Source organism: Streptomyces sp. IBSNAI002 (assembly GCF_052244475.1).
Classification (GTDB): Bacteria; Actinomycetota; Actinomycetes; order Streptomycetales; family Streptomycetaceae; genus Streptomyces.
On record NZ_JBQPXG010000002.1, the window covers coordinates 6,118,350 to 6,141,396 of the forward strand.

The window sequence follows — 23,047 nt, forward strand, 5'->3', positions numbered from 1 at the left end:
AGGGCCCCCTGCCGGACATACCTTCTTATGTACGGTATGCCCTACAACCAGGCGGCGAACTCCAGCAACAGCTCCGCTTCCCGGCGCCGCCCGGCGGCCAGCGCCCTGTTCCCCGACTCCACCGCCCTGAACACCGTCCAGCCCCGCAGCCGGTCCCGGTCCACCTCCAGGGCGTCGGCCAGCCGGTTCACCCGGCGTCTGGCGCCCGCGGCCCCCGCCGAGGTCGCCACCTGATCCTCCAGCCGGTCCCGGGCCAGCCGCGCCAGGTCGTACGCCCGCTCGCCGACGACCGGCTCGGGCCCCACCGTCAGCCACGGCGCGCGCTCGCCGGCGAGGACCTTGCCCTGCCGGAAGTTCCCGTGCAGCAGCAGTTCCTCCGGCTCGGCCGCGACCAGCTCGTCACGCATCGCCAGCGCCGTGCCGGCCACCGCCCGGACCTCCGCCGGGGCCGCCCGCAGCGCCGCCGACTGCCGCTCCGTCCGCTGCGCCACCGTCTCCCAGACGTGTCCGGCGGGCGGCGCCACCCACAGCCGGCGCAGCGTGCCGCCGGCCTCCAGCAGCGCCTTGGCGTCGGGCAGCGACCGCAGCGAGACCTCCGGGTGCAGCCGCTCCAGCAGCAGCGCCCCGTCCTCCTCGTGGTACCGCGAGTCGAGGACCCGTACGGCCCCGAAGCCGCCCCAGTGCGCCAGGGCGGCCAGTTCCCGGTCGGGCCGGGCGTGCGGAGCCGCCAGTTTCAGCGCGGCCGGGGTCCCGTCGGCGTACTGGACGAGGACGACCAGGCTGCTGCGGCCGCCCGGGGCCTGCACCCGCTGGGCCCGTACCCCGCGCCGGGACAGTGCGGCCTCGGTGAGCCCCGGCAGCTGCTCCAGCCACTGCGCGTCCTGCGCCGATCCCGGCATCTCGCCGAGCGCCCGTACAAGCCGCTGCGGCGGTTCGAAAGCCATGCGTGCGTGGTCCCTTTCAGCTGTGCCGGGCCCGTTTCGCCACTTCAGCGCTTCTCGGTGAGCCCAGGGAAGGCTACGCCGACACCGCGCCAGCGTGCCGCGCGGACGGCCGCGGCGCTCAGCGCGTCGGCCGCCTCACGGCGCAGCGGCCCCTCCGCCGCCCGCACCAGATCGGAGTACGCGCCCGCCACCCGGGCCTCGATCTCGGCCGCCAGCCGCTCCGCGTCGCCGGCGTCCCGCACCTCGAACGGCAGGGCGTACGCCGCCTCCGCGGGCCGCGGCGCGCCGCCCAGCTCCCGCACGGTCCGGGCCAGGGAGTCCCGCCGCGCGAGGTGGCCGCCGTAGGCCTCGCGGGCCTCGGCCGCGCGGGGCCCGGCGGTCCGCGCGCCGATCACCCCGTAGCCGTACGCGGCCGCGTGCTCGGCGGCGAGTGCGGCCTGGGAGGCCTCCAGGGCGCGGCCGGCGGGGGAGGGTTCGGGCTTCACGGCGCGGCTCCGGGGGTCGGTGTCGGGGGCGAGGTCAGCAGGTACGTGTGGACGGCTCCGCAGGCGGCCACCGAGGCCAGCATCCGGGCCAGCTCTCCCGGCGCCCCGGCCAGGTCGATGGTCCGGGCCTCCGACAGGCTCCGCTCGGCGTCGGCGAGGGCGGTCAGGGCGTCGGCGGCCTTCGGCGGCACCGGCTCCGCGCCGGGCACGGGAGCGGCCGCCCCCGTACCGCCGGACGGGGAGGCGGAAGCCGACGGGGACGGAGCGCCCGAAGGATTGAGGGAGAAGGCCGCCGCGTGCGCGGCGACCGCGGCGCGCAGCGGGGCGAGCCGCGAGGCCAGGGCCGGATGGGCGGCGGCCGTCGCGTCGTAACGTTCCAGCAGCCGCGCACTGTCACGAACGGCCGCTTCGCGCATCCGCCGTTCGAGTGGAATCCCGGTGTCCGTGCCGGGCGAACCGGCGTCGGAGCACCCCGGGAGCAGCACGGCTCCGGCCGCTCCGGCGGCACCGGCGAGCAGGCTCCTGCGCGAGGGCCTCGATGGCAGAGTCCAGGGCACGGGCGACGTCCTCGGGGGTGATGGCGGGGCAGGTGTGATCACGGTACCCGGGGGCCTGTCCACAGGGAGGACGGCAACACCCTCCGCGACCGGATACCCTTTGACCTGACGCACGACGGAAACCACAACAGCACACGCGGCCGAGGAGTCACCCGGATGAGCACCACCCAGAGCGACAGGCTGCGCGGACTGCTGGAGCCGCTCGTCGCCGCCAAGGGCCTGGACCTCGAGGAGATCGAGCTGTCCAAGGCGGGCAAGCGCCGGATGCTGCGGATCATCGTGGACTCCGACGAGGGCGTGGAGCTGGACGCGTGTGCCGAGCTGAGCCGTGAGGTCTCCGACAAGCTCGACGAATCCGACGTGATGGGCGAGGACGAGTACGTCCTGGAAGTCAGCTCCCCGGGCGCGGACCGCCCCCTCAGTGAGCACCGTCACTACGTACGGGCGACGGGCCGCCTCGTGAAGTTCCAGTTGGCGGAGGGCGGGGAACTCATCGCCCGCATCCTCGAAGTCGACGACGAGGGAATGGACCTCGAGGTCCCGGGCGTGAAGGGCCGCAAGGCGACCGCCCGCCGCATTGCTTTCACCGACATCGCCAAGGCGCGTGTCGAGATCGAGTTCAGCCGCAAGGACAAGAAGGAAGAGGAGGCGTAGCCGTGGACATCGACATGAGTGCCCTGCGGGGTCTGGTCCGGGAGAAGGAGATCTCCTTCGACCTGCTCGTCGAGGCGATCGAGTCGGCCCTCCTCATCGCGTACCACCGGACCGATGGGAGCTTCCGCCGCGCCCGCGTCGTGCTGGACCGCACCAACGGTCACGTGGTCGTGTGGGCGACGGAAGACCCGAGGGACCTCGAAGAGGGCCAGGAGCCCAAGGAGTTCGACGACACCCCGTCGGACTTCGGGCGCATCGCCGCGACGACCGCCAAGCAGGTGATCCTCCAGCGTCTGCGCGACGCCGAGGACGACCTGACCTTCGGCGAGTTCGCCGGCCGGGAGGGCGACGTCATCACCGGCGTCGTCCAGCAGGGCAAGGACCCCAAGAACGTCCTCGTCGACATCGGCAAGCTGGAGGCCATCCTGCCGGTGCAGGAGCAGGTCCCCGGCGAGGACTACACGCACGGACTGCGCCTGAAGGCGTACGTCGTGCGGGTGGCGAAGGGCGTCCGCGGCCCGTCCGTGACGCTGTCGCGCACCCACCCCAACCTGGTGAAGAAGCTCTTCGCGCTGGAGGTCCCGGAGATCGCGGACGGCAGCGTCGAGATCTCGGCGATCGCCCGCGAGGCCGGTCACCGCACCAAGATCGCCGTCCGGTCCACCCGCTCGGGCCTCAACCCGAAGGGCGCCTGCATCGGCCCGATGGGCAGCCGTGTGCGCAACGTCATGGCCGAGCTGCACGGCGAGAAGATCGACATCGTCGACTGGTCGGACGACCCGGCGGAGATGGTCGCGAACGCGCTGTCACCCGCCCGGGTGAGCAAGGTCGAGGTCGTGGACTGGGACACCCGCTCCGCGCGGGTGACCGTGCCCGACTACCAGCTGTCGCTGGCCATCGGCAAGGAGGGCCAGAACGCCCGCCTCGCCGCGCGGCTCACCGGCTGGCGCATCGACATCCGTCCCGACACGGAGGTGTCCCCGGACACCGACGCGGACGGCGACGGGGAATAAACCGGTACCGCCCGGGGTTGCCCGGGCGGTAGACAGGGACCACCGGGAAGGCCGTACACCGGCCGGTGGATCACCACAACACAACAGCCGTTCGATTTTCGCCCGGAACTTGTCGGGGGAGGGTCGGTGCGGGGAGGTAGACTCAGGCGTGTCTGGCCGGACGCAAGCCCGCGCATGCCCCGAACGAACCTGTGTGGGGTGTCGGGAGCGAGCGGCCAAGAGCGATCTGCTGCGCATCGTGGCGATCGAGGACGAATGCGTCCCCGATCCACGCGGTACGCTGCCCGGCCGGGGTGCGTACGTGCACCCTGCCGTGGTCTGTCTCGACCAGGCGGTCCGCCGCCGGGCGTTCCCCCGGGCCTTCAGGTCCGCCGGAGCGCTCGACACGACGGGACTGCGCAACGCCCTGGCCCCCGAGGCCGAGGCGACACCGTAAGAAGTAGTACGGCACGGATACCCCGTGCGGTCAGGTACCTCGCGAGTTGGAAGTAGGTCGAGATTGCGATGAGCACTCGATGAGTACGCGATGAGTACGCCCATGAAGTAGCGACGGTCCGGCGTAACCCGGACCTAAAAGGAGCGAAGTGGCTAAGGTCCGGGTATACGAACTCGCCAAGGAGTTCGGGGTGGAGAGCAAGGTCGTCATGGCCAAGCTCCAAGAACTCGGTGAATTCGTCCGTTCGGCGTCCTCGACGATCGAGGCGCCGGTTGTACGCAAGTTGACTGACGCACTGCAGGGGCCCGGCGGCAACGCCGGCAAGTCCGCTGCAAAGCCCGGCGCGCCCCGCAAGGCCGCGCCCGCCAAGCCCGCAGCGCCCTCCCCGGCCGCTGCGGCACGTCCTGCTGCCCCGAAGCCCGGCGCACCGGCCCCCAAGCCGGCCGCCGCAGAGGCTCCGGCCGTCAGCGCCCCGGTGACTCCGGCCGCATCCGGCCCGCGTCCCGGCCCGAAGGCTCCGGCCGCCCCGAAGCCCGCTCCGGCGGCTCCCGTGGCGACCGAGTTCTCCGCGCCTCCGGCGGCTCCGGCCGCCCCGGCGCGCACCGAGCGTCCCGCCGCCGCCCCCGGTCCCCGTCCGGCGCAGCAGCGTCCGGCCGCCCAGGGTGGTCAGGCCGGCGCCCGTCCCGGCGCCCCGCGTCCGGCCGGCGCCACCCCCGGTGGCCAGGCCCCGCGCCCCCAGGGTGCGCAGGCCCCGCGTCCCCAGGGCGCCCGTCCGGCCGGTCCCCGTCCGGGCAACAACCCCTTCACCTCTGGTGGCTCCACCGGCATGGCGCGCCCGCAGGCGCCCCGTCCGGCCGGCGCTCCCCGTCCCGGTGCCCCCGGCGCCGGCGGCGGCCAGGGTGCTCCCCGCCCGCAGGGTGGTCCCGGTGGCGCTCCGCGCCCGCAGGGTCCCGGCGGCGCCCGTCCCACTCCGGGCGGCATGCCCCGTCCGCAGGGCGGCGCCCCGCGTCCGGGCGGTGCTCCCGGTGGTAACCGTCCCAACCCGGGCATGATGCCGCAGCGTCCCGCTGCCGGTGGTCCCGGTCCCCGTCCCGGTGGCGGCCCCGGTGGCCGTGGTCCCGGTGCGGGCGGTCCGCGTCCCGGTGGCGCCGGTCGTCCCGCGGGCGGCGGCTTCGCCGGCCGTCCGGCCGGTCCGGGCTCGCGTCCCGGCGGCGGTGGCGGCTTCGGCGGCCCGCGTCCCGGTGGCGGCGGCTTCGGCGGCGGTCCGGCCGGTGCCGGTGGCGGCGGTCGTCCCGGCTTCGGCGGGCGTCCCGGTGGTCCCGGTGCCCGTGGTGGCACGCAGGGTGCCTTCGGCCGTCCCGGCGGTCCGGCCCGTCGCGGCCGCAAGTCGAAGCGTCAGAGGCGCCAGGAGTACGAGGCCATGCAGGCCCCGTCCGTGGGCGGCGTGATGCTGCCCCGCGGCAACGGCGAGACCGTTCGCCTGTCGCGCGGTGCGTCCCTGACCGACTTCGCGGAGAAGATCAACGCCAACCCGGCGTCGCTGGTCGCGGTCATGATGAACCTCGGCGAGATGGTCACTGCCACGCAGTCCGTCTCCGACGAGACGCTCGAGATGCTGGCCGGCGAGATGAACTACACGGTTCAGATCGTCAGCCCGGAGGAAGAGGACCGCGAGCTCCTCGAGGGCTTCGACATCGAGTTCGGCGAGGACGAGGGCGGCGAGGAATACCTCATGCCGCGTCCGCCGGTCGTGACCGTCATGGGTCACGTCGACCACGGTAAGACCCGACTGCTCGACGCCATCCGCAAGACGAACGTCGTCGCGGGCGAGGCCGGCGGCATCACGCAGCACATCGGTGCGTACCAGGTCTCCACCGAGGTCAACGACGAAGAGCGTCGCATCACCTTCATCGACACCCCCGGTCACGAGGCGTTCACCGCCATGCGTGCCCGTGGTGCCAAGTCGACCGACATCGCGATCCTCGTGGTCGCGGCCAACGACGGCGTCATGCCGCAGACGATCGAGGCGCTCAACCACGCCAAGGCCGCCGGCGTCCCGATCGTCGTCGCGGTCAACAAGATCGACGTCGAGGGTGCCGACCCGGTCAAGGTGCGCGGTCAGCTCACCGAGTTCGGTCTGGTCGCCGAGGAGTACGGCGGCGACACGATGTTCGTCGACATCTCCGCCAAGCAGGGTCTGCACATCGACTCCCTGCTCGAGGCCGTCGTCCTCACCGCCGACGCCTCGCTCGACCTGCGCGCCAACCCGGAGCAGGACGCTCAGGGTATTGCGATCGAGTCCCACCTCGACCGCGGCCGCGGTGCCGTCGCCACCGTCCTCGTCCAGCGCGGTACCCTCCGCGTCGGCGACACGATGGTCGTGGGCGACGCCTACGGCCGAGTGCGCGCCATGCTCGACGACAAGGGCAACAACGTCGAGGAAGCGGGTCCGTCGACCCCCGTCCTGGTCCTGGGTCTCACCAACGTCCCCGGCGCCGGCGACAACTTCCTCGTCGTGGACGAGGACCGTACGGCCCGTCAGATCGCCGAGAAGCGTGCTGCGCGTGAGCGCAACGCCAACTTCGCCAAGCGCGTCCGCCGGGTGTCCCTGGAAGACCTCGACTCGGTCCTCAAGGCCGGTCTCGTCCAGGAACTCAACCTCATCATCAAGGGCGACGCGTCCGGTGCGGTCGAGGCTCTCGAGTCCTCGCTGCTCCAGCTCGACGTCGGTGAAGAGGTCGACATCCGCGTCCTGCACCGCGGTGTGGGTGCGGTCACCGAGTCCGACATCTCGCTGGCGATGGGCTCCGACGCCATCGTCATCGGTTACAACGTCCGTGCGGCCGGCCGTGCCGCGCAGATGGCGGACCGCGAGGGCGTCGACGTCCGCTACTACTCGGTGATCTACCAGGCCATCGAGGAGATCGAGGCGGCCCTGAAGGGTCTCCTCAAGCCGGAGTACGAAGAGGTCGAGCTCGGTACGGCGGAGGTCCGCGAGATCTTCCGCTCGTCCAAGCTGGGCAACATCGCCGGTGTCCTCATCCGGTCCGGCGAGGTCAAGCGCAACACCAAGGCGCGGCTCCTGCGCGATGGCAAGGTCATCGCCGAGAGCCTCACCATCTCCGGTCTGCGCCGCTTCAAGGACGACGTCACCGAGATCCGCGAGGGCTTCGAGGGCGGTATCAACCTCGGCAGCTACAACGACATCAAGATCGACGACGTCATCGCGACGTACGAGATGCGCGAGAAGCCCCGCGCGTAAGCGCGAGGCGGTTCGCACCGTGTCGTAGGAGCTGTGACACCGGGGCCGGTCGGCGGAATATCCGTCGATCGGCCCCGGCCGTTGCGTGTACGGTTCTGATGACCCGGCCGCGCGGCGGACGGGTGATCCTTCCGGGTGACGGCCCGGCAGGCCATCGAACCCGCACCGGCGGGACATCCGGAACTGCATGTACGTGGGGACTCTGTCCTTCGATCTGCTCCTCGGCGACGTCCACTCGCTGAAGGAGAAACGCTCCGTCGTCCGGCCCATCGTGGCCGAGCTCCAACGCAAGTTCTCCGTGAGCGCGGCCGAAGTGGGCGACCAGGACCTGCACCGCAGGGCCCGTATAGGGGTCGCCCTGGTGAGCGGGGACGCGGGGTTCCTCTCGGACGTACTGGACCGCTGTGAGCGGCTGGTCGCGGCGCGTCCGGAAGTGGAGCTGCTGTCGGTACGGCGGCGCCTCCACGGTGATGAAGACTGACTTATAGCTTGTCTGCAAGACAGAAGAAGGAGACGGACCAGTGGCCGACAATGCGCGGGCGAAGAAGCTGGCGGACCTCATCCGGGAGGTGGTGGCGCAGAAGCTGCAGCGCGGTGTCAAGGACCCCCGCCTCGGTACGCACGTGACCATCACGGACACCCGCGTCACCGGCGACCTGCGGGAGGCCACGGTCTTCTACACGGTCTACGGGGACGACGAGGACCGGGCCAGCGCGGCAGCGGGCCTGGAGAGCGCCAAGGGCGTACTGCGCTCCGCGGTCGGCCAGGCGGCGGGCACCAAGTTCACGCCCACCCTGACCTTCGTCGCGGACGCCCTCCCAGAGAACGCCAAGACCATCGAGGACCTCCTGGAGAAGGCGCGGACCTCCGACGCCCAGGTGCGCGAGGTGTCCTCCGGCGCGAAGTACGCCGGCGACGCCGACCCGTACAAGAAGCCGGGCGAAGACGACGACTCCGACGAGGACGCAACCGCGTAATGAGCAGCAACGCAGGGACTCCGGACGGCTTGGTCATCGTCGACAAGCCGTCCGGCTTCACTTCGCACGACGTGGTCGCCAAGATGCGCGGGATCGCCAAGACCCGCCGCGTCGGCCACGCAGGCACGCTCGACCCGATGGCGACGGGCGTGCTGGTCCTGGGCGTCGAGAAGGCCACCAAGCTCCTCGGCCACCTCGCGCTCACGGAGAAGGAGTACCTCGGCACGATCCGCCTGGGCCAGAACACCCTGACGGACGACGCCGAAGGCGAGATCACCGGCTCCACGGACGCCACCGGGGTCACCCGGGACGCCGTGGACGCGGGCATCGCCAAGCTGTCCGGCGAGATCATGCAGGTCCCGTCCAAGGTCAGCGCCATCAAGATCAAGGGCGTGCGCTCCTACAAGCGCGCCCGCGACGGCGAGGACTTCGAGATCCCGGCCCGTCCGGTGACCATCTCCTCGTTCCAGGTCTACGACATGCGCGAGGCGGAGGCCGAGGACGGCACCAAGGTCGTCGACCTCGTCGTCTCCGTCGTGTGCTCCAGCGGTACGTACATCCGGGCGCTGGCCCGTGACCTGGGCGCCGACCTCGGCGTCGGCGGGCACCTGACCGCGCTGCGGCGCACCCGGGTGGGCCCGTACAAGCTCGACCGGGCGCGCACCCTGGACCAGCTCCAGGAGGAGCTGACCGTCATGCCGATCGGCGAGGCGGCGGCCGCGGCCTTCCCGCGCTGGGACCTCGACGCCCGGCGCGCCTCGCTGCTCGCCAACGGCGTGCGGATCGAGATGCCCGACGCCTACGAGGCCGGCCGGACCGTGGCGGTCTTCGGACCGGACGGGACGCTGCTCGGACTCGTGGAGAGCAAGGGCGGCAAGGCCAAGTCCCTCGCGGTCTTCGTCTGACCCGTCTGACCCGCCGCAGCTCCGTTCGTTGACGTGGAGCGGTGAGCGCGCAACCAGCGGCGCTCACCGCTCCACGACCCCCCTCGGGCAGGTATCTATCCACCCGGACCCCGTTATTCACCCGTCCGAGCAGGCGCTCGGAGTGAATGGAGGGAGCGAATGGGGGCGCGTTCGCCTCACGTGCTTTTCCCGCTGATCTTCACCTGCCTACCGTCGTGGACACGGGGCGTTGCGGGGGAGTGGTGCGGCCATGACGGAGCTCGTCACAATCTGCGATCTCGCCGGTCGGGCGCGCGGCAGCGGATTCGTCGCCGACGACCGCGGGACGGTGGTCACCAGCCACGAGGCGGTCGACGGGCTGAGCCGGGTGGTGCTGCGCGCACCGGGCCCGGCCGGACGGACCTGGCTGGCCGAGGCCGGTGACGTGACTGCCCTGCCGGAACTCGCCCTCGCGCTGGTCCGGACCGACGGGCTCGGGGTGCGGCCGCTGCCGGTGGCGGTGCGCGAGGCCATCGCCCCGGGGACGTACGTACGGCTGCCCGCGCGGGGATGGCGGCAGGCGCGCGTGCTCGGGGGCGCCGAGGTCACCTACCCGGCGGCGGGCGGGCCGCATGCCGTGCCCGCGTGCGCCGCGATGGAGCTGGCGATCGGGACGGACGGGCGGGACGCGCTGAGCCAGGGCGGGGAAGCCTGCGGAGGCCCGGTCCTCGACGCCGGGACGGGAGCGGTGCTCGCCGTCCTGGGCACCGCTCTGCGGGCGGAGCACCGCTCCGGCGGCTTCGCGGTCGCCCTGCGCGCGGCGGCCGTCGCCGACCCGGCCGGCCCGCTGGCGGCCCTGCTGGAACGCAACGCCGCGACCGTGCCCGCGTACGGGCCGGACCTGAACCTCGCCGGAGTCCTGGAGCTGACCGGGACCACGGTCGGCGCCGCCTTCCCCCCGTCCGGGGCCGAGCCCGGCTTCGAACCCGTGGAGCGGCCCGGGACCGCGGCCGAACTCGAGGCCTTCACGGCGGGCGACCGCCTCGTCCTCGGCCTGGTCGGCGAACCGGGCACCGGCCGCACCACCGCGCTCGCGGCCCTGGCCGTACGCCGGGCCGGCGGGCCCCGCCCCGCTCCGACGCTGTGGCTGCGCGGCGCCGACCTGACGGCGGCGGACACGTCGCTGGCCGACGCGGTGACCCGGGCCCTGGCCGCCGCGGCCCGGATCGTCACCGCCACGGGCCGGGCGGGCATCCCGGTCGGCGAGGCCGCGCCTGCCGCGCCCGTCGGGCCCGTCGGGCCGCCCACGTGGCCGGTGCCGTCCGGGTCGGCTGCGTCCGGGGCGGCGGGGGCGGCCGGGTGGGCCGGGTGGGTCGGGGAGCCCGCGTCGGCCGGGGTGTCCGGGCCGTCCGCGTGGAGTGCGCCGCTCGCGTCGGCCGCCGTGGCCGGGCCGTCCGTCCGGCCGGTGCCGGTGCCGGCCCCGAGGGCCGCGGGGCCCGCACCGGCCGGGGAGGACGTGCCCGCGGGCCTCGGCGCGGACGAAGCCGGAGCCGTCCCGGTCGTCCCCGCGGTTCCCGCCGACGCCGACCGGGCGGCGCGGGTCGCCGGGGAGGCCGGGCGGGCCCTGCTCGTCGTGCTCGACGCCCCGGAGGAGATGCCGCCGGAGCTCGCGCACCGCCTGGACTCCTGGACCGGGGCCACCGCCGGATGGCTGCGTGCGACGGGTGCCCGGCTGGCCGTCGCCGCCCGGCCCGAGCACTGGGAGCGGGCCGGCGCCCTCTGCCCGCCCGAGGTGCTCCACGCCCCCGCCCGCCCGGCCCGGCGGATGCCGCCCGCCGTCCCGCTCGGCGACCTCACCGCCGCCGAGGCCGAGACCGCCCGGGCCCGCCTCGGCATCCCCGACGGCGCCGTCCGGAACGCCGACGCCCGCCACCCGCTCACCCTGCGCCTGCTCGCCGGGATCCGCGCCGCCGGGGTCACGGCCGGCCGCCCCGGCCGCGACGAGGTCTTCGCCGCCCACCTGGACCTGCTGTGCCTGCGCGCCGCGGTCCGCATCGCCGCAGACCACGCCGCGGGCGCCCGGGTGCACGGCCCCGGGGTACGACGGCTCGCCGCGCGGGTGGCCGGCCGGATCCACGAGGCCGCCCGGCGCTGTCTGGGACCGGGCCAGGGAGCCCTCGCCCGGACCGACTTCGAGGAACTGTTCCCCTGGCGCACCGGCTGGGCCTCCGCCGTACTCACCGAGCGCCTGCTGGTCCCCGCCGGACCCGGGTACCGCTTCGCCCACGAGGAGCTGTCCGACTGGATCCAGGCCTTCCACCTGGACGTCCCGACCGCCCTGGCCGCCCTCGTCCACCGGCCCGCGGCCTCGGGCCTCCCCGTGCCCCGGCACCGGATCGGCCCCGTCCTGGAGGCCCTGGGCAGACTGCCGGCCGAGAGCCTGCGGGGCGAGCTCGAACGCCTGGTCCACCGCCTCAACACCCTCGCCGAGGACGGGCCGGGCGCGGCCGGCCCCGACCGGATCTGGTGGGCCGCACGGCTGTTGCGCGAAACCCTGCTGCGGGAGCCGGACGCCCGCCCCCACCTGCCGGTCCTGCACGCCCTCGCCGAGCACGTGGCCCGCGCCGGCCCCGGGGAGTTCGGCGGCCGGTTCTGGAACCGGCTGCGGCTGCCCGAGCCCGACCGCCTCGACCTCCTGCGCCGGCTGCTGCCCGCGGACCCCGCCGAGGCCGTCCCCGGCGACCGCTACCTCGACGCCGCCGCCCGCCGGCTCGCCCGGGACCCCCGGCTCGCGCAGCCCCTGCTCTGCGCTTGGTTCTCCGACGGGCGGCGGCTGCGCGGACGGCCCGGAGCCACCGTCGCGACCGCCGCCCAGGCCCTGCTGCACACCCACCGCCGGCTCGCCGTGGACGACCTCACCGAGGCCCTCGTCACCGCCGCGCACCCCCGCGCCGACGAACTGCTCTCCGTGCTCGCCGAGGAGGAGCCCTCCGCGATGTGCCGGGCCGTGGACCGCTGGGCCCACGACGAACGGCCCGGGCGGCGGGTCGCCGCCGCCGCGTACGGCCTCGCCACCGCCGCGCACGTGCGCACCCCCGCCGACCGCGAGCTGCTGCGCTACGCCGCCCAGGCCCTGCTCGCCCGCCCCGCCGATGGCGCCCTGCACGGCAGCGCCCTCGCGACGCTGCTGCGCGACCCGCAGGTGCGCGGCCGCTACCTGCCCGACGCCCTCGCCTGCTTCCGCGCCCCCGAGCACGGCGCCCGGCTGCCCGCGGCGGCGCTGGTCGCGGCGCTGCCCGTACTGCCCGACCCGGACGCGGTGTTCGACGCCCTGCGGGCCCGGGCCGACGGGGAGGTGGTGCGGGCCCTGGCCGCGCTGACCACGCCCGGGCTGGCCCGGCGCGCGGGGGACCTCGTACGCGAGCACCTCGCGCGCCGTCCCGAGGACGCCCCGCACGCCGCCGCCTTCGTCGACCGGCGCCTGGAGCAGGGCCCGGCCGCCGGCCCCGTGCTGCGCCCGCTGGTCCTGGACCTGCTGCGGTCCGCCCCGGCGGAGGTGCGGGCCGAGCTGGCCCGCGTACTGGCCGCGCCGGGCGGGGAGCCCTCGCACGCGCTGCGGGGCGAGCTGGCCGACGTACTGCTGCGCAAGGAGACCGACCCGCGGGTGCTCGACGCCTTCCTGGGCGCGGTCGCCGCGGGGGCCGCCGCGCGCCCGGAGAACCGCACGCGGGAGCTGCTGCGGCGCACCGGGCGGCAGCTGCTCGGGGCCTCCGGCGGGCCCGCGGTGTTCGAGCGCCGGACGGTGGAGCTGGCCCGGTCCGAGCCGGCCTTCGGGGTGCTCGTGGCGCGCTGGCTGGCGCAGGCGGGGACGGAGGCGTCGGCCCTGCTGGGCCCGAGCGCGCGGCGGACCGTGGAGACCCTGAGCAGGGCCGCTCCGGACGTGACCTGAGGCGGGGCCCCGGGGGCGCGGGCTGCCGTCCCGGCCGACGCCGATGCGGGGCCCCGGGCACCGGCATGGCAGTCTTAGACCTGCAATCGGCAATCGGTACAAGGCCTACACAGGTTCGGGCGAGGAGCGGTCACAGTGCAGCGCTGGCGTGGCTTGGAGGACATCCCCCAGGACTGGGGACGCAGCGTCGTCACCATCGGCTCCTACGACGGTGTGCACCGCGGTCATCAGCTGATCATCGGGCGGGCCGTGGCCAAGGCGCGCGAGCTCGGCGTCCCGTCCGTCGTCGTCACCTTCAGCCCGCACCCGAGCGAGGTCGTCCGCCCCGGCAGCCACCCGCCGATCCTGGCCCCCTACGACCGGCGCGCCGAACTGATGGCCGGGCTGGGCGTGGACGCGCTGCTGATCCTGCCGTTCACGGCGGAGTTCTCGAAGCTGTCCCCGGCCGACTTCATCGTGAAGGTGCTCGTCGACAAGCTGCACGCGCGGGCCGTCATCGAGGGCCCCAACTTCCGCTTCGGGCACCGGGCGGCGGGGAACGTGGACTTCCTGCGCGAGCTGGGCGGCACCTACGACTACGAGGTCGAGGTCGTGGACCTGGTCGAGCGCGGCGAGGCGGGCGGTGGAGTGCCGTTCTCCTCCACGCTGGCCCGCAGGCTGGTGGCGGAGGGCGACATGGACGGCGCGGCCGAGATCCTCGGACGTCCGCACCGGGTCGAGGGCGTGGTGGTGCGCGGTGCGCAGCGCGGGCGCGAGCTCGGCTACCCGACGGCGAACGTCGAGACGGCGCCGCACACGGCGATCCCGGCGGACGGGGTGTACGCGGGCTGGCTGACGGCCGACGGCGAGCGGATGCCCGCGGCGATCTCGGTGGGCACCAACGTGCAGTTCGACGCCACCGAGCGGACGGTGGAGGCGTACGCGATCGACCGGATCGGGCTGGACCTGTACGGGCAGCACGTCGCCGTGGACTTCCTCGCGTACGTGCGCGGGATGGCCAGGTTCGAGTCGCTGGACGGACTGCTGGAGGCGATCGCGGACGACGTGAAGCGGGCGCGGGTGCTGACGGACGCGTACGACGCGCCGCGCTGACGGCTCACCCGCGGACTGACGGGCAAGGGCCCGTACCGCCCCGGTTCCGGGAGCGGTACGGGCCCTTGCCGCTGTCGGGCGGTCAGCCCAGGCGCGGGTCCCGCGGCGGCTGCTGGGGCTGCTGCGGCGGGGCCGGGGGCTGCTGCCAGGGCTGGCCGGGCTGCGGGTAGGGCTGGGCGTACGGCTGCTGCGGAGGCTGCGGCTGCTGGTACGGCGGCTGGCCCTGGGGCTGGCCGTACGGAGGCTGCGGCTGGGGCTGCTGCTGGTGCGGGGCGCCCCAGTGGCCCTGCGGGGCCTGCTGCTGGGCCCGCAGGAAGTCCTCGGCCACGAGGGCGGAGAGGTTGAAGTAGGCCTCGCGGGTCTTGGGCCGCATCATGTCGAGATCGACCTCGGCGCCGGCCGCGAGGTGCTCGTCGAAGGGCACCACGACGACGCCGCGGCAGCGGGTCTCGAAGTGCTGCACGATGTCCTCGATCTTGATCATCTTGGCGGTCTCGCGGACCCCCGAGATGACGGTGAGGGAGCGCGAGACCAGATCGGCGTACCCGTGGGCGGAGAGCCAGTCGAGGGTGGTGCTGGCACTGCTCGCGCCGTCCACGGACGGGGTCGAGATGATGATGAGCTGGTCGGCCAGGTCCAGGACCCCGCGCATGGCGGAGTAGAGCAGGCCGGTGCCCGAGTCGGTGAGGATGATCGGGTACTGGCGGCCCAGGGTCTCGATGACGCGGCGGTAGTCCTCGTCGTTGAACGTCGTCGAGACGGCCGGGTCCACGTCGTTGGCGATGATCTCCAGACCGGAGGGCGCCTGCGAGGTGAACCGGCGGATGTCCATGTACGAGTTCAGGTACGGGATCGCCTGGACCAGGTCCCGGATGGTGGCCCCGGTCTCGCGGCGCACGCGGCGGCCGAGGGTGCCGGCGTCGGGGTTCGCGTCGATGGCCAGGATCTTGTCCTGGCGCTCGGTGGCGAGGGTGGCGCCGAGGGCGGTGGTCGTCGTGGTCTTGCCGACCCCGCCCTTGAGGCTGATGACGGCGATGCGGTAGCAGGACATGACCGGCGTGCGGATCAGCTCCAGCTTGCGCTGGCGCTCCGCTTCGGCCGCCTTGCCGCCGAAGCGGAACCGGCCGCCCGCGCCGCCGCCGCCGTTGGTGCTCTTGGGCTTCTGCTTGTTGCGGAGCAGGCGGTCCGAGGACAGCTCGACGGCGGCCGTGTAGCCGAGCGGCGCCCCGCCGCCTGCGGCGGAGCCCTGGTGGGAGTACCGGGGATCGTGCGACTGCGGGGGCTGCGGCTGCGGCTGGTGTTGCTGTGGTCCGGCGGGCCACTGGGCGCCGGAGCGCGGGTCGTACTGCGGGCCCGGGGCCGGGGCCGGGGTCGGGGCCGGGGTCGGCGGGGGGAACGCGTAGTCGTCCGGGGCCGCGAACGCGGGCTGCGGCGGCTGCGGTTGGGCACCGGATCCCCCGAACGGGTTCTCCGCGCCGGCGTGCGGTACCTCCGTAGGGCTGACCGGCACAGCCTGTTCCACGGCTGGCACGGCGGGTACCGCGTCGGCCACGGCCGGTGCGGGCACGCCGGCGGGCGCCGCCGCCGGGTACGCCGGAGGCGCGGCCGGGGCGTGCGGCTCGGCCGGCGGGAACGCCGGAGCGGGGTAGGCCGGTGCCTCGATCCGGGCCGGTACCTCCGGCGGCGCCGGGGCATCGACCGGGGCGGGCATCGGCGCCCCGGCCTCGGCGGCCGGGGCCGCGGGAGCCGGGTAGGCGGGGGCCTCGATCCGGGCCGGGGTTTCCGGCGGTGCCGGGGGCGCGGTCGGTGCGGGCGCCTCGGCCCGGTAGGCCGGTGCTTCGATCCGGGCGGGCGATTCCGCCGGGGGAGCGGGGGCGTCGGCCGGAGGGAACGCCGGGGCCCCGGCCGGGGCCGGGGGCTGAGCCGGGAAGGGCGGCACGGCGTCGGCCGGACCCGCATCGGCCGGGGCCGGGGCCGGGACGGGAGCCGCAGACAGGGGCTCGGCCGGGCCCGGCGCGGGCGACGGCGCGGGCAGGCCCGAGTCGTCCGACGGGGGCCGCGGGGCCGGCGGCGCCATCCGCATCGTCGGGGGCGAGGCCACGTCCGACGGGCGGTGGGGCTCGAAGCCGCTGCCCTCGGGCAGTCCCGGTACCCGCGGGGCCGGAGCCGCGCCCTGCGTGTACCAGGCCGGCGGGGTGTAGTCGATGGTGAACTCGCCCGTCAGCTCGGGCTCCGCGTCGGACTGATCGTCCGTCGGGACGTCCCACGTCCCGCCGCGCCTCTCGTTCCGATCGCCGCTCACTGGTCCTCCTGGTCTGTCGAACACTGGTCCGGCGCCCAGCTCCGCGCCGCGCCCACGCTCAGCCTAATCGCGGCCCGGTACCGGTGTCCGCCCCCGTCTGCCCCGCCCGTGCTCAGTCGATGCGACGGGCCGCGCCGAACAGGCCCGTCTCCGCTTCCGTCCCCTGCGTCATCACGAACTGGCGGTCCCGTGGCGTGCACCACAGCGTCACCCCGTCGCCCAGCGTGGGCAGGGAATCCACCGCGGGCCGCGGCAGGCCCATCAGCCGGCCGATCTGCTCCGCCTCGTCCGGCGACACCCGCTGCACGCCCACCAGCGACGACTGCTGGAGCAACCGCGGCGCCGTCGGGCTCAGATACGGCAGCAGCGTCAGCACCGACTGCCAGGGCCCGGCCACCACGCGTCCGCGCGGCGGCCGCATCCCGCAGTCCCGGATGACGAGCACCGGACTGCCCGCCGACGCGCCCTGCGGGGGCACCCGGCCCACGTCGTGCAGCGTCACGCACTGCTGCCCGCCCCCCGCTGCCTGGGCCAGCCCGGACCACACGTGCCCGCGCCCGGTCTCCACCGCGACCCGCGCACCGGTGGCCGCCGCGCGCAGCGCCAGCACCTGCGCCGTCCACAGGCCGCCGATCAGCGTCACCTCGTACGGGGTCGGGCGGTTGACGCCGAGCACGGCGGGCCGGCCCTCGGCGTCCACGCCGATGACGACCCCGTCGTCCCCGACGGGCAGCGAGAGCAGGTAGAGGTCCACGGCGGGCACCACATGGCGCTCCCGCCGCGGGCCGACCAGCCCGAAACCGCCCCTCATCGCGCACCCCCCAGCGGCAGCGAGGCCAGCAGCCCCGGCACCTGTTCCCGGTCGAGCCGGACCAGCCCGGTCTTCACACCCCGCGCCGTCCTCTCCAACTCCCGTCGGGCCGAGACCAGTTCCTCGTCGCTGCGTCCCGTCACCCGGACGTGTCCGGTCAGCGTCACGCCCTGGCGCTCCGCCGGGGCCATCGTCAGGCTGAAGTTCGTCGCGAGCGCGGGCAGCGAGGTCAGCAGCGCCACGAACTGCGGCAGCGCCGCCGCCCCCGCGCCGCCCAGCTGCGGCCACCGGCCTATCCAGTACGTGGTGTGCCGCCGGTCGTCGCAGCGCCAGGTCCGCGGGGTCTCCTCCGTACGCCGTCCCGTGCCGGCCGACCGCCCCGCCTGGGTGATGGCCATCGGGTTCGCGCACGAGGAGGTGGCCAGGGCCGCAGTGAGCTCCTGCTCGGTCAGCACGGTCGCCTTGAACCCGGCCCCGGTCAGCCGGCTCGCCAGCTGGTCGGCCGCCCGCACCACGCACCGCTGCGCACCCGCCAGCCCGCCGCCGCGCGCGGTGACCGCCTCGGGGCACAGCTCCGGGTCGAGCTTGAGCGCGATCCAGGTGAGCCGGACCGCCGGGGTGCCGGTCCGGGCCTGCAGCGGCGCGTAGTTGCGCGTGGCCATCGACTGGGCGGGCAGGTGCGGGGCGGGGGCGGGCTGGGTGTGCTGCACCAACTGCGCGGACTCCAGCCGGATCCCGTCCACTTCGAGGATGTCCCGTACGAGGGCCAGCGGCAGCGGCCGCGCCCCCCGGTCCGGCCGCAGCGCGGTGGTCTCCGTGTCCACCTGGAGGACCGCGGTCAGGAACGTGCCGTCGCCGACCATGCCGACCGGCCGCCGGTCGCGGTCGCCGAACGTCAGGGTGCGCAGCGCCGGATCGGCCTCGACGAGCGGGGCCAGACCGGGCTCCGTGCCGGCCGGCACGGTCAGGGAGGCGGCCCGGCGGCGCCGCGCGCGCAGGGCGAGCGCGCCGCCGATCCACTCGGGCAGGGAGCGCTGGTGGCGGCGTACGACGGCCAGCATCACCAGGACCAGGGCGGGCACTCCGGCGGGAACCAGCAGCACCGGTTCGACCACCCAGGCCACCAGCAGCACGGCGGCGGCCACCTGGAGCAGGACGAGCTGTTGCAATCGGAACGGGCCGAAGCGCCCGGGGCTCGACTTCGGATGCGGAGTCACCCCGCCGCGGGCGGGTGCGGCCGCGCCGGTCTGCGGCTGCGTCGCCGTGGCCATGGCGCACTTCCCCTTTCTCCCCCGGCTGCCGCCGGGAGGTGCCCCCAGGATCGGTCCCCCTGGGCCGCCCACCCCAACAAGCCCTGATTGCCCCGGTGTGGAGGGCTCCGAGCGGCAACCGCACCCTACCCGGCCCCTGCATACCGTCGGTCAAGAGGCATAGTAGGTGCCCGGTCCGACAAGCGAGGCCCGGGGACCGTACCCACCGACCGGGCGGTGCGGGGAGAATCAGGCGGTCATGGCATCACGACGTGATGAGCTCAACGCGTACACCTTCGCGAAGCGGCGCACGGTGGCCGCGTTCCTCCAGCCGTCCGCGACGGGCACCGAGGAGGGCGCTCCGCGCCCGCTGCGCGCGGTCGTCCCGGGCGTGATCGTCGCCGCGGTGGTCCTCGCCGGCTTCGGCGCCTGGGGCATGTTCAAGCCCACCGCCCCCAAGGGCTGGGCGGACGCCGGGACCCAGGTCATCGTCGGCAAGCAGTCGACGACCCGGTACGTGGTCCTGACGACGAAGGTGAACGGCAAGGACCAGACCCGACTGCACCCCGTGCTGAACCTCGCCTCGGCCCGACTGCTGCTGGATCCCTCGAAGTTCAAGGTGGTCCAGGTCGACGACAAGGTCCTGGACGCAGGCAGGCCGCCGCGCGGTCCCATCATCGGCATCCCGTACGCCCCCGACCGGCTGCCCGCCAAGGAGGACGCGGCGAAGGCCAAGCGCTGGGCCGTCTGCCAGCAGCCCGGCGGCAACGGCCGCGGGGTGCAGAGCGCCACGTTCGTGCTCGCCGACCGCGAGACGCACCTGACGGACGACCAGCGCAGGCTCACCGACACCCAGGGCCTGTACGTGCAGAGCACCGGCGCGGGCAAGGAGCGCTACCTGGTCGACGCGGCGGGCAAGAAGTACAAGTTCCCCGAGGGCACCCCGGCCGCGGGCACCATGACCAACGCCCTGGTCGGTACGGGCGCCACCCCGCAGCCCGTCACCGAGCAGTGGCTGGCGACCCTCGGCTCCGGCGACGACCTGTCCTTCCCGCAGCTGCCCGGCAAGGCCGGGGCCAACGCCGACGTCAAGGGCCTGGCCACCGCCGACAACAAGGTCGGCATGGTGCTCATGGCCCAGACCGGCTCGGGCACCCAGCACTACGTGGTCCTGCCCGGGAAGGTCGCGCCGGTCTCCGAGTTCGTGGCCTGGCTGCTGATCTCCGCGCCCGAGACCGACGGCCTCAACATGCACGGCAAGGCGCGCGAGGTCGACCTCCAGGCGCTCAGCCCGGACCCCGCCCCGTTCGGCGGTGACCACACCTGGCCGCGGAGGAAGGCGGAGCGCGTCAACCAGAGCGCACCGGCCGCCGGGGCCGCCTGGGCCCAGAGCGCCGGCCCCGGCGGCCCCGGCGGCCGCGACACCGTCTGCAACGTCCTGCGCGCGGTCGACGGCCAGGGCAACCAGACCCTGAGCACCTGGGCGGGCACCGGATTCCCCGTCGACATCACCGCCAGCGGCACCAGCGCGTACGTCACCCCGGGCTCGGGACTGCTCTACACGCAGGTCCAGGGCAAGCAGACCACCGCCGGCGGCTCCCTCTTCCTGGTCACCGACACGGGCCTGCGGTACGCCGTACAGGCCAACGGCGACAGCGACGCCGAGCAGTCGGGGATCGGCGCCCCCGACCGGCAGGCGAAGGGCGGTACGGGCGCGGCCCCCGGCGCCCCCGAGCCCAGCCAGGCGCAGATCCGGCTCGGCTACGCGGGCGTCACCCCGGCCATGGTGCCCATCGCCTGGTCGGAGTTCCTCTCCAAGGGGCCCCGGCTCGACACCAACTCCGCCCGCCAGCCGCAGGGTTCGTGAGGAAGCCGCCGATGATCCAGCTCCCGCCGCGGCGGCGCGCCGCGCTCGCCGCCGCCCTCGCCCTCGCCGGGGTCTGCGCTGCCGCCCCCGCAGCCGCCGCCGCACCCGAGGCCGCGTACGCCCTGCGCCCCGCCGGTGCCGGCGAGTGCACCTTCCCCATGAAGAAGCAGATCGAGGACCGGCCCTGGGCCCTGCAGCGGCTCCTCCTCGACGAGCTGTGGGCGCACACCAAGGGCAAGGACAAGAACGGCGCCGGCGTCCGCGTCGCCGTCATCGACACCGGTGTGGACCGGGCGAACCCCCAGCTGAGCGGCGCCCTCGACGTCGCCGCCGGCAAGGACCTGATCGACCCCAAGGGCGACGGCACCACCGACACCGTCGGCCACGGCACCAAGGTCGCCGGGCTGATCGCGGCCCGCCCCCAGGAGGGCACCGGCTTCGTGGGCCTGGCCCCGGACGCCACGATCATCCCGATCCGGCAGAACGACGGGCAGGGCAAGGGCAACGCCCTGTCCCTGAGCCAGGCGATCGACCACGCGGTGGCCAAGGGCGCCCAGGTCATCAACATCTCCCAGGACACCGACGTCCCGCTGACCGCCGACTCCGAACTGGGCAAGTCGGTGCAGAAGGCCATCGACGCCAAGGCGGTGGTGATCGCCTCGGCGGGCAACGACGGCCTGAGCGGCGAGAAGCGCAAGACCTACCCGGCGGCGTTCCCCGGCGTGCTCGCGGTGGGCGCCTCCGACCGCAACAACGAACGGGCCGCGTTCTCCCAGCCCGGCGACTTCATCGGGGTGGCGGCGCCCGGCGTCGACATGGTCTCCACCGTGCCCGGATTCGGCCAGTGCATCGACAACGGCACCAGCTTCTCCGCCCCGTACGTCGCCGGCGTCGCCGCCCTGCTGCGCGCCAAGCACGGGGACTGGTCGCCGCAGCAGATCGTCTGGCAGATCCAGAACACCGCCGAACGCACCGTCAAGGGCCGGGACGACTACGTCGGCTGGGGCGTCGTCGACCCGGTGCGGGCGCTCAGCCAGGACCGCGAGCCCCCGAAGCCGCCCGTCCCCGATCCCGGCCCGCCCCCGGCGGCCGCCCCGGAGGCGGCCGAGCTCCGGCTCACCGAGACGGCCCAGGAGCGGGAGGAGCGGTTCGGCACGTACGCTCTCGGCATCGGCGCCGTCGTCATCGCCGCCATCGCGGGGACGGCGACCGTCATCCGGGATGCCCGGGGCCGCCGGCGCCGTTTGCAGTGAACGGTCACAGTTCATCTACGGAAGCAACCCAGTGGTGTTGGGCCGTGAGGCTGAACTGACTAGAGTGACGGCAGGCTTCACGAATGTGATCGGGGGATCGCGTGGAGCGGAGGGGGATGTCCGGGGCGCGTGACTCCGCAACCGCGCCGGGAACGTCCGCTCCGCCGCGCAATCCGCCGGTCCTGCCGGCGAATTGAGAAGTGAGGAGCTTCGGATGAGCACGAACACCTTCGGACTGGCGGACGATCCGGTCGTCAAGGCGGCCAACAGGATCTCCGAGACGGCCAACGCCGTCACCCGCCAGGCCCGCGAGCTGGCCGACATCATCGCCACCGTGAGCGCCGGCTGGACCGGTGTCGGCGCCGCCGGATTCGCGAAGGCCCAGTCGGACCTGAACGTCGAGCACGACGAGATCCGCCGCCTGCTCGGGGTGCTGCACAACGCCGTGTCGCAGACCAAGAACCTGAGCAACGCCCAGGACGAGGACGTGCGCGCCGCGTTCCGCGCCGTGGCCCCCTCCGGCGGCGGCACGGGCGGCCGCTCCGGCCTCGACAACGTCTGACCGGCGTCGTTCCCCACACCATCAGCGCGCGAAGGAGAAGAGCATGTCGGGCAACGACGGCAACACCCGGGTACGGTACGAGACCGTCCAGCAAATGGCGGACCGCATCCGCGTCGTCTCGAACAACATCATCAAGGACCTGGCCGAGATGGAGCAGGCCGTGAAGGTGGTCACCGACACCTGGGACGGTGAGGCGCACCGCGAGTACGTGATCCTCCAGACCAAGTACAAGCGCATCGCCGACGAGATGCAGAAGAAGCTGGAGACGGTCGCCAAGCTCATCGAACAGGGCAAGGGCGACTACCGCGCCACCGACGTGAAGGCCTCGCGCCTGTTCACCGAGGCCTACTGAGCCGCGGAAGTCCGCGGAGGTCCGCGGGAGCCCTCGGGAGTCCGCGGGAACCCGCACCCCGTACGCGCCGAAGGGGCGCGCCCGCACCGGGCGCGCCCCTTCGGCGTGGTCACCGCCGTCCCGGCCCTCAGGGCCGGTGGCGGTCCAGGTCGAACTCCCCGTCGCGGGCCCCGAGCACGAAGGCCTCCCACTCGGCCGCGGTGTACCGCAGCACGGTCTCCCGGTCCAGCGAGGACCGCATGGCCACCGCGCCCTCGGGCAGCCGGGCGATCTCGACCCGCTCCTCGTCGGGGCTGGTCCCGGGCGGGCCCTCCCACTCCACGCCGCTGATGTCGAGCGCGTACAGCTCGTCCTTCTCCTGCTGGGTGCCCATGTGCGGCCTTTCCCCTCGGTGGCG

The 23,047-nt window shown here is 74.3% G+C and carries 20 protein-coding genes; 13 read left to right on the top strand and 7 right to left on the bottom strand.

Translation table 11 applies throughout. The features are described from left to right. Positions 1-41: 41 nt before the first annotated feature. Genes ACTVZO_RS29500 through ACTVZO_RS29510 form a run of 3 tightly spaced genes read right to left on the bottom strand, consistent with a single transcriptional unit; the run spans position 42 to position 1,986 of the window. Positions 42-944 carry an aminoglycoside phosphotransferase family protein gene (locus ACTVZO_RS29500; protein ID WP_443301207.1) on the bottom strand — a complete coding sequence of 301 codons (903 nt, stop codon included), beginning with the start codon at positions 942-944 and terminating at the stop codon, positions 42-44. Positions 945-988: 44 nt separating this feature from the next. Beyond that, entirely contained in the window at positions 989-1,429 is a 441-nt protein-coding gene (locus ACTVZO_RS29505) for a ferritin-like domain-containing protein (RefSeq protein WP_443301208.1), read from the bottom strand. Next, on the bottom strand, positions 1,426-1,986 hold the full coding sequence (locus ACTVZO_RS29510) for a hypothetical protein (RefSeq protein WP_443301209.1): 561 nt from the start codon (positions 1,984-1,986) through the stop codon (positions 1,426-1,428). Before ACTVZO_RS29510 ends, ACTVZO_RS29505 begins: the two co-directional genes overlap by 4 nt. A 156-nt stretch (positions 1,987-2,142) precedes the next feature. On the opposite strand from ACTVZO_RS29510, the gene rimP reads away from it, so the two are divergent. The 9 genes from rimP to ACTVZO_RS29555 all read left to right on the top strand — a co-directional run bounded on the left by rimP (position 2,143) and on the right by ACTVZO_RS29555 (position 14,253). Beyond that, a complete protein-coding gene (gene rimP / locus ACTVZO_RS29515) occupies positions 2,143-2,640 on the top strand; it encodes a ribosome maturation factor RimP (RefSeq protein WP_443301210.1) in 498 nt (165 codons plus the stop codon). A gap of 2 nt (positions 2,641-2,642) precedes the next feature. Continuing rightward, complete coding sequence (gene nusA / locus ACTVZO_RS29520) at positions 2,643-3,653, top strand: transcription termination factor NusA (RefSeq protein ID WP_443301211.1); 1,011 nt, start codon at positions 2,643-2,645, stop codon at positions 3,651-3,653. A gap of 148 nt (positions 3,654-3,801) precedes the next feature. Continuing rightward, positions 3,802-4,089, top strand: coding sequence for a YlxR family protein (locus ACTVZO_RS29525; RefSeq protein WP_443301212.1), 288 nt, complete (start codon positions 3,802-3,804; stop codon positions 4,087-4,089). Between the two features lie 148 nt (positions 4,090-4,237). After that, positions 4,238-7,351, top strand: a complete 3,114-nt coding sequence (gene infB, locus ACTVZO_RS29530) for a translation initiation factor IF-2 (protein ID WP_443301213.1) — start codon at positions 4,238-4,240, stop codon at positions 7,349-7,351. Between the two features lie 187 nt (positions 7,352-7,538). Then, positions 7,539-7,832, top strand: coding sequence for a DUF503 domain-containing protein (locus tag ACTVZO_RS29535; protein WP_030651158.1), 294 nt, complete (start codon positions 7,539-7,541; stop codon positions 7,830-7,832). 40 nt (positions 7,833-7,872) lie between these two features. Continuing rightward, the gene (gene rbfA / locus ACTVZO_RS29540; RefSeq protein WP_443301214.1) at positions 7,873-8,328 is read left to right on the top strand and encodes a 30S ribosome-binding factor RbfA; all 456 of its coding nucleotides are present in this window, start codon (positions 7,873-7,875) and stop codon (positions 8,326-8,328) included. Next, positions 8,328-9,233: a tRNA pseudouridine(55) synthase TruB gene (gene truB, locus ACTVZO_RS29545; protein WP_443301215.1), complete on the top strand. Its 906-nt coding sequence runs from the start codon at positions 8,328-8,330 to the stop codon at positions 9,231-9,233. Before rbfA ends, truB begins: the two co-directional genes overlap by 1 nt. A 250-nt stretch (positions 9,234-9,483) precedes the next feature. After that, complete coding sequence (locus tag ACTVZO_RS29550; protein ID WP_443301216.1) at positions 9,484-13,161, top strand: serine protease; 3,678 nt, start codon at positions 9,484-9,486, stop codon at positions 13,159-13,161. A gap of 135 nt (positions 13,162-13,296) precedes the next feature. Continuing rightward, complete coding sequence (locus ACTVZO_RS29555; protein ID WP_443301217.1) at positions 13,297-14,253, top strand: bifunctional riboflavin kinase/FAD synthetase; 957 nt, start codon at positions 13,297-13,299, stop codon at positions 14,251-14,253. A gap of 82 nt (positions 14,254-14,335) precedes the next feature. Here ACTVZO_RS29555 and ACTVZO_RS29560 read toward each other — a convergent pair whose 3' ends face one another. The 3 genes from ACTVZO_RS29560 to eccE all read right to left on the bottom strand — a co-directional run bounded on the left by ACTVZO_RS29560 (position 14,336) and on the right by eccE (position 18,637). Further along, positions 14,336-16,555: an SCO5717 family growth-regulating ATPase gene (locus ACTVZO_RS29560; protein WP_443301218.1), complete on the bottom strand. Its 2,220-nt coding sequence runs from the start codon at positions 16,553-16,555 to the stop codon at positions 14,336-14,338. Between the two features lie 112 nt (positions 16,556-16,667). Beyond that, entirely contained in the window at positions 16,668-17,366 is a 699-nt protein-coding gene (locus ACTVZO_RS29565) for a hypothetical protein (RefSeq protein WP_443301219.1), read from the bottom strand. Continuing rightward, a complete protein-coding gene (eccE, locus tag ACTVZO_RS29570) occupies positions 17,363-18,637 on the bottom strand; it encodes a type VII secretion protein EccE (RefSeq protein ID WP_443301220.1) in 1,275 nt (424 codons plus the stop codon). The genes ACTVZO_RS29565 and eccE overlap by 4 nt, the downstream gene beginning before the upstream one ends. A gap of 238 nt (positions 18,638-18,875) precedes the next feature. On the opposite strand from eccE, the gene eccB reads away from it, so the two are divergent. The 4 genes from eccB to ACTVZO_RS29590 all read left to right on the top strand — a co-directional run bounded on the left by eccB (position 18,876) and on the right by ACTVZO_RS29590 (position 22,650). Beyond that, entirely contained in the window at positions 18,876-20,483 is a 1,608-nt protein-coding gene (gene eccB, locus ACTVZO_RS29575; RefSeq protein ID WP_443301221.1) for a type VII secretion protein EccB, read from the top strand. A gap of 11 nt (positions 20,484-20,494) precedes the next feature. Then, on the top strand, positions 20,495-21,736 hold the full coding sequence (gene mycP, locus ACTVZO_RS29580) for a type VII secretion-associated serine protease mycosin (protein ID WP_443301222.1): 1,242 nt from the start codon (positions 20,495-20,497) through the stop codon (positions 21,734-21,736). Between the two features lie 214 nt (positions 21,737-21,950). Continuing rightward, entirely contained in the window at positions 21,951-22,298 is a 348-nt protein-coding gene (locus ACTVZO_RS29585) for a WXG100 family type VII secretion target (protein WP_384219800.1), read from the top strand. A gap of 43 nt (positions 22,299-22,341) precedes the next feature. Then, entirely contained in the window at positions 22,342-22,650 is a 309-nt protein-coding gene (locus ACTVZO_RS29590; protein WP_443301223.1) for a WXG100 family type VII secretion target, read from the top strand. 127 nt (positions 22,651-22,777) lie between these two features. On the opposite strand, the gene ACTVZO_RS29595 is transcribed toward ACTVZO_RS29590, so the two are convergent. Beyond that, positions 22,778-23,023 carry a DUF397 domain-containing protein gene (locus ACTVZO_RS29595; protein WP_351288755.1) on the bottom strand — a complete coding sequence of 82 codons (246 nt, stop codon included), beginning with the start codon at positions 23,021-23,023 and terminating at the stop codon, positions 22,778-22,780. Positions 23,024-23,047: the final 24 nt, after the last annotated feature.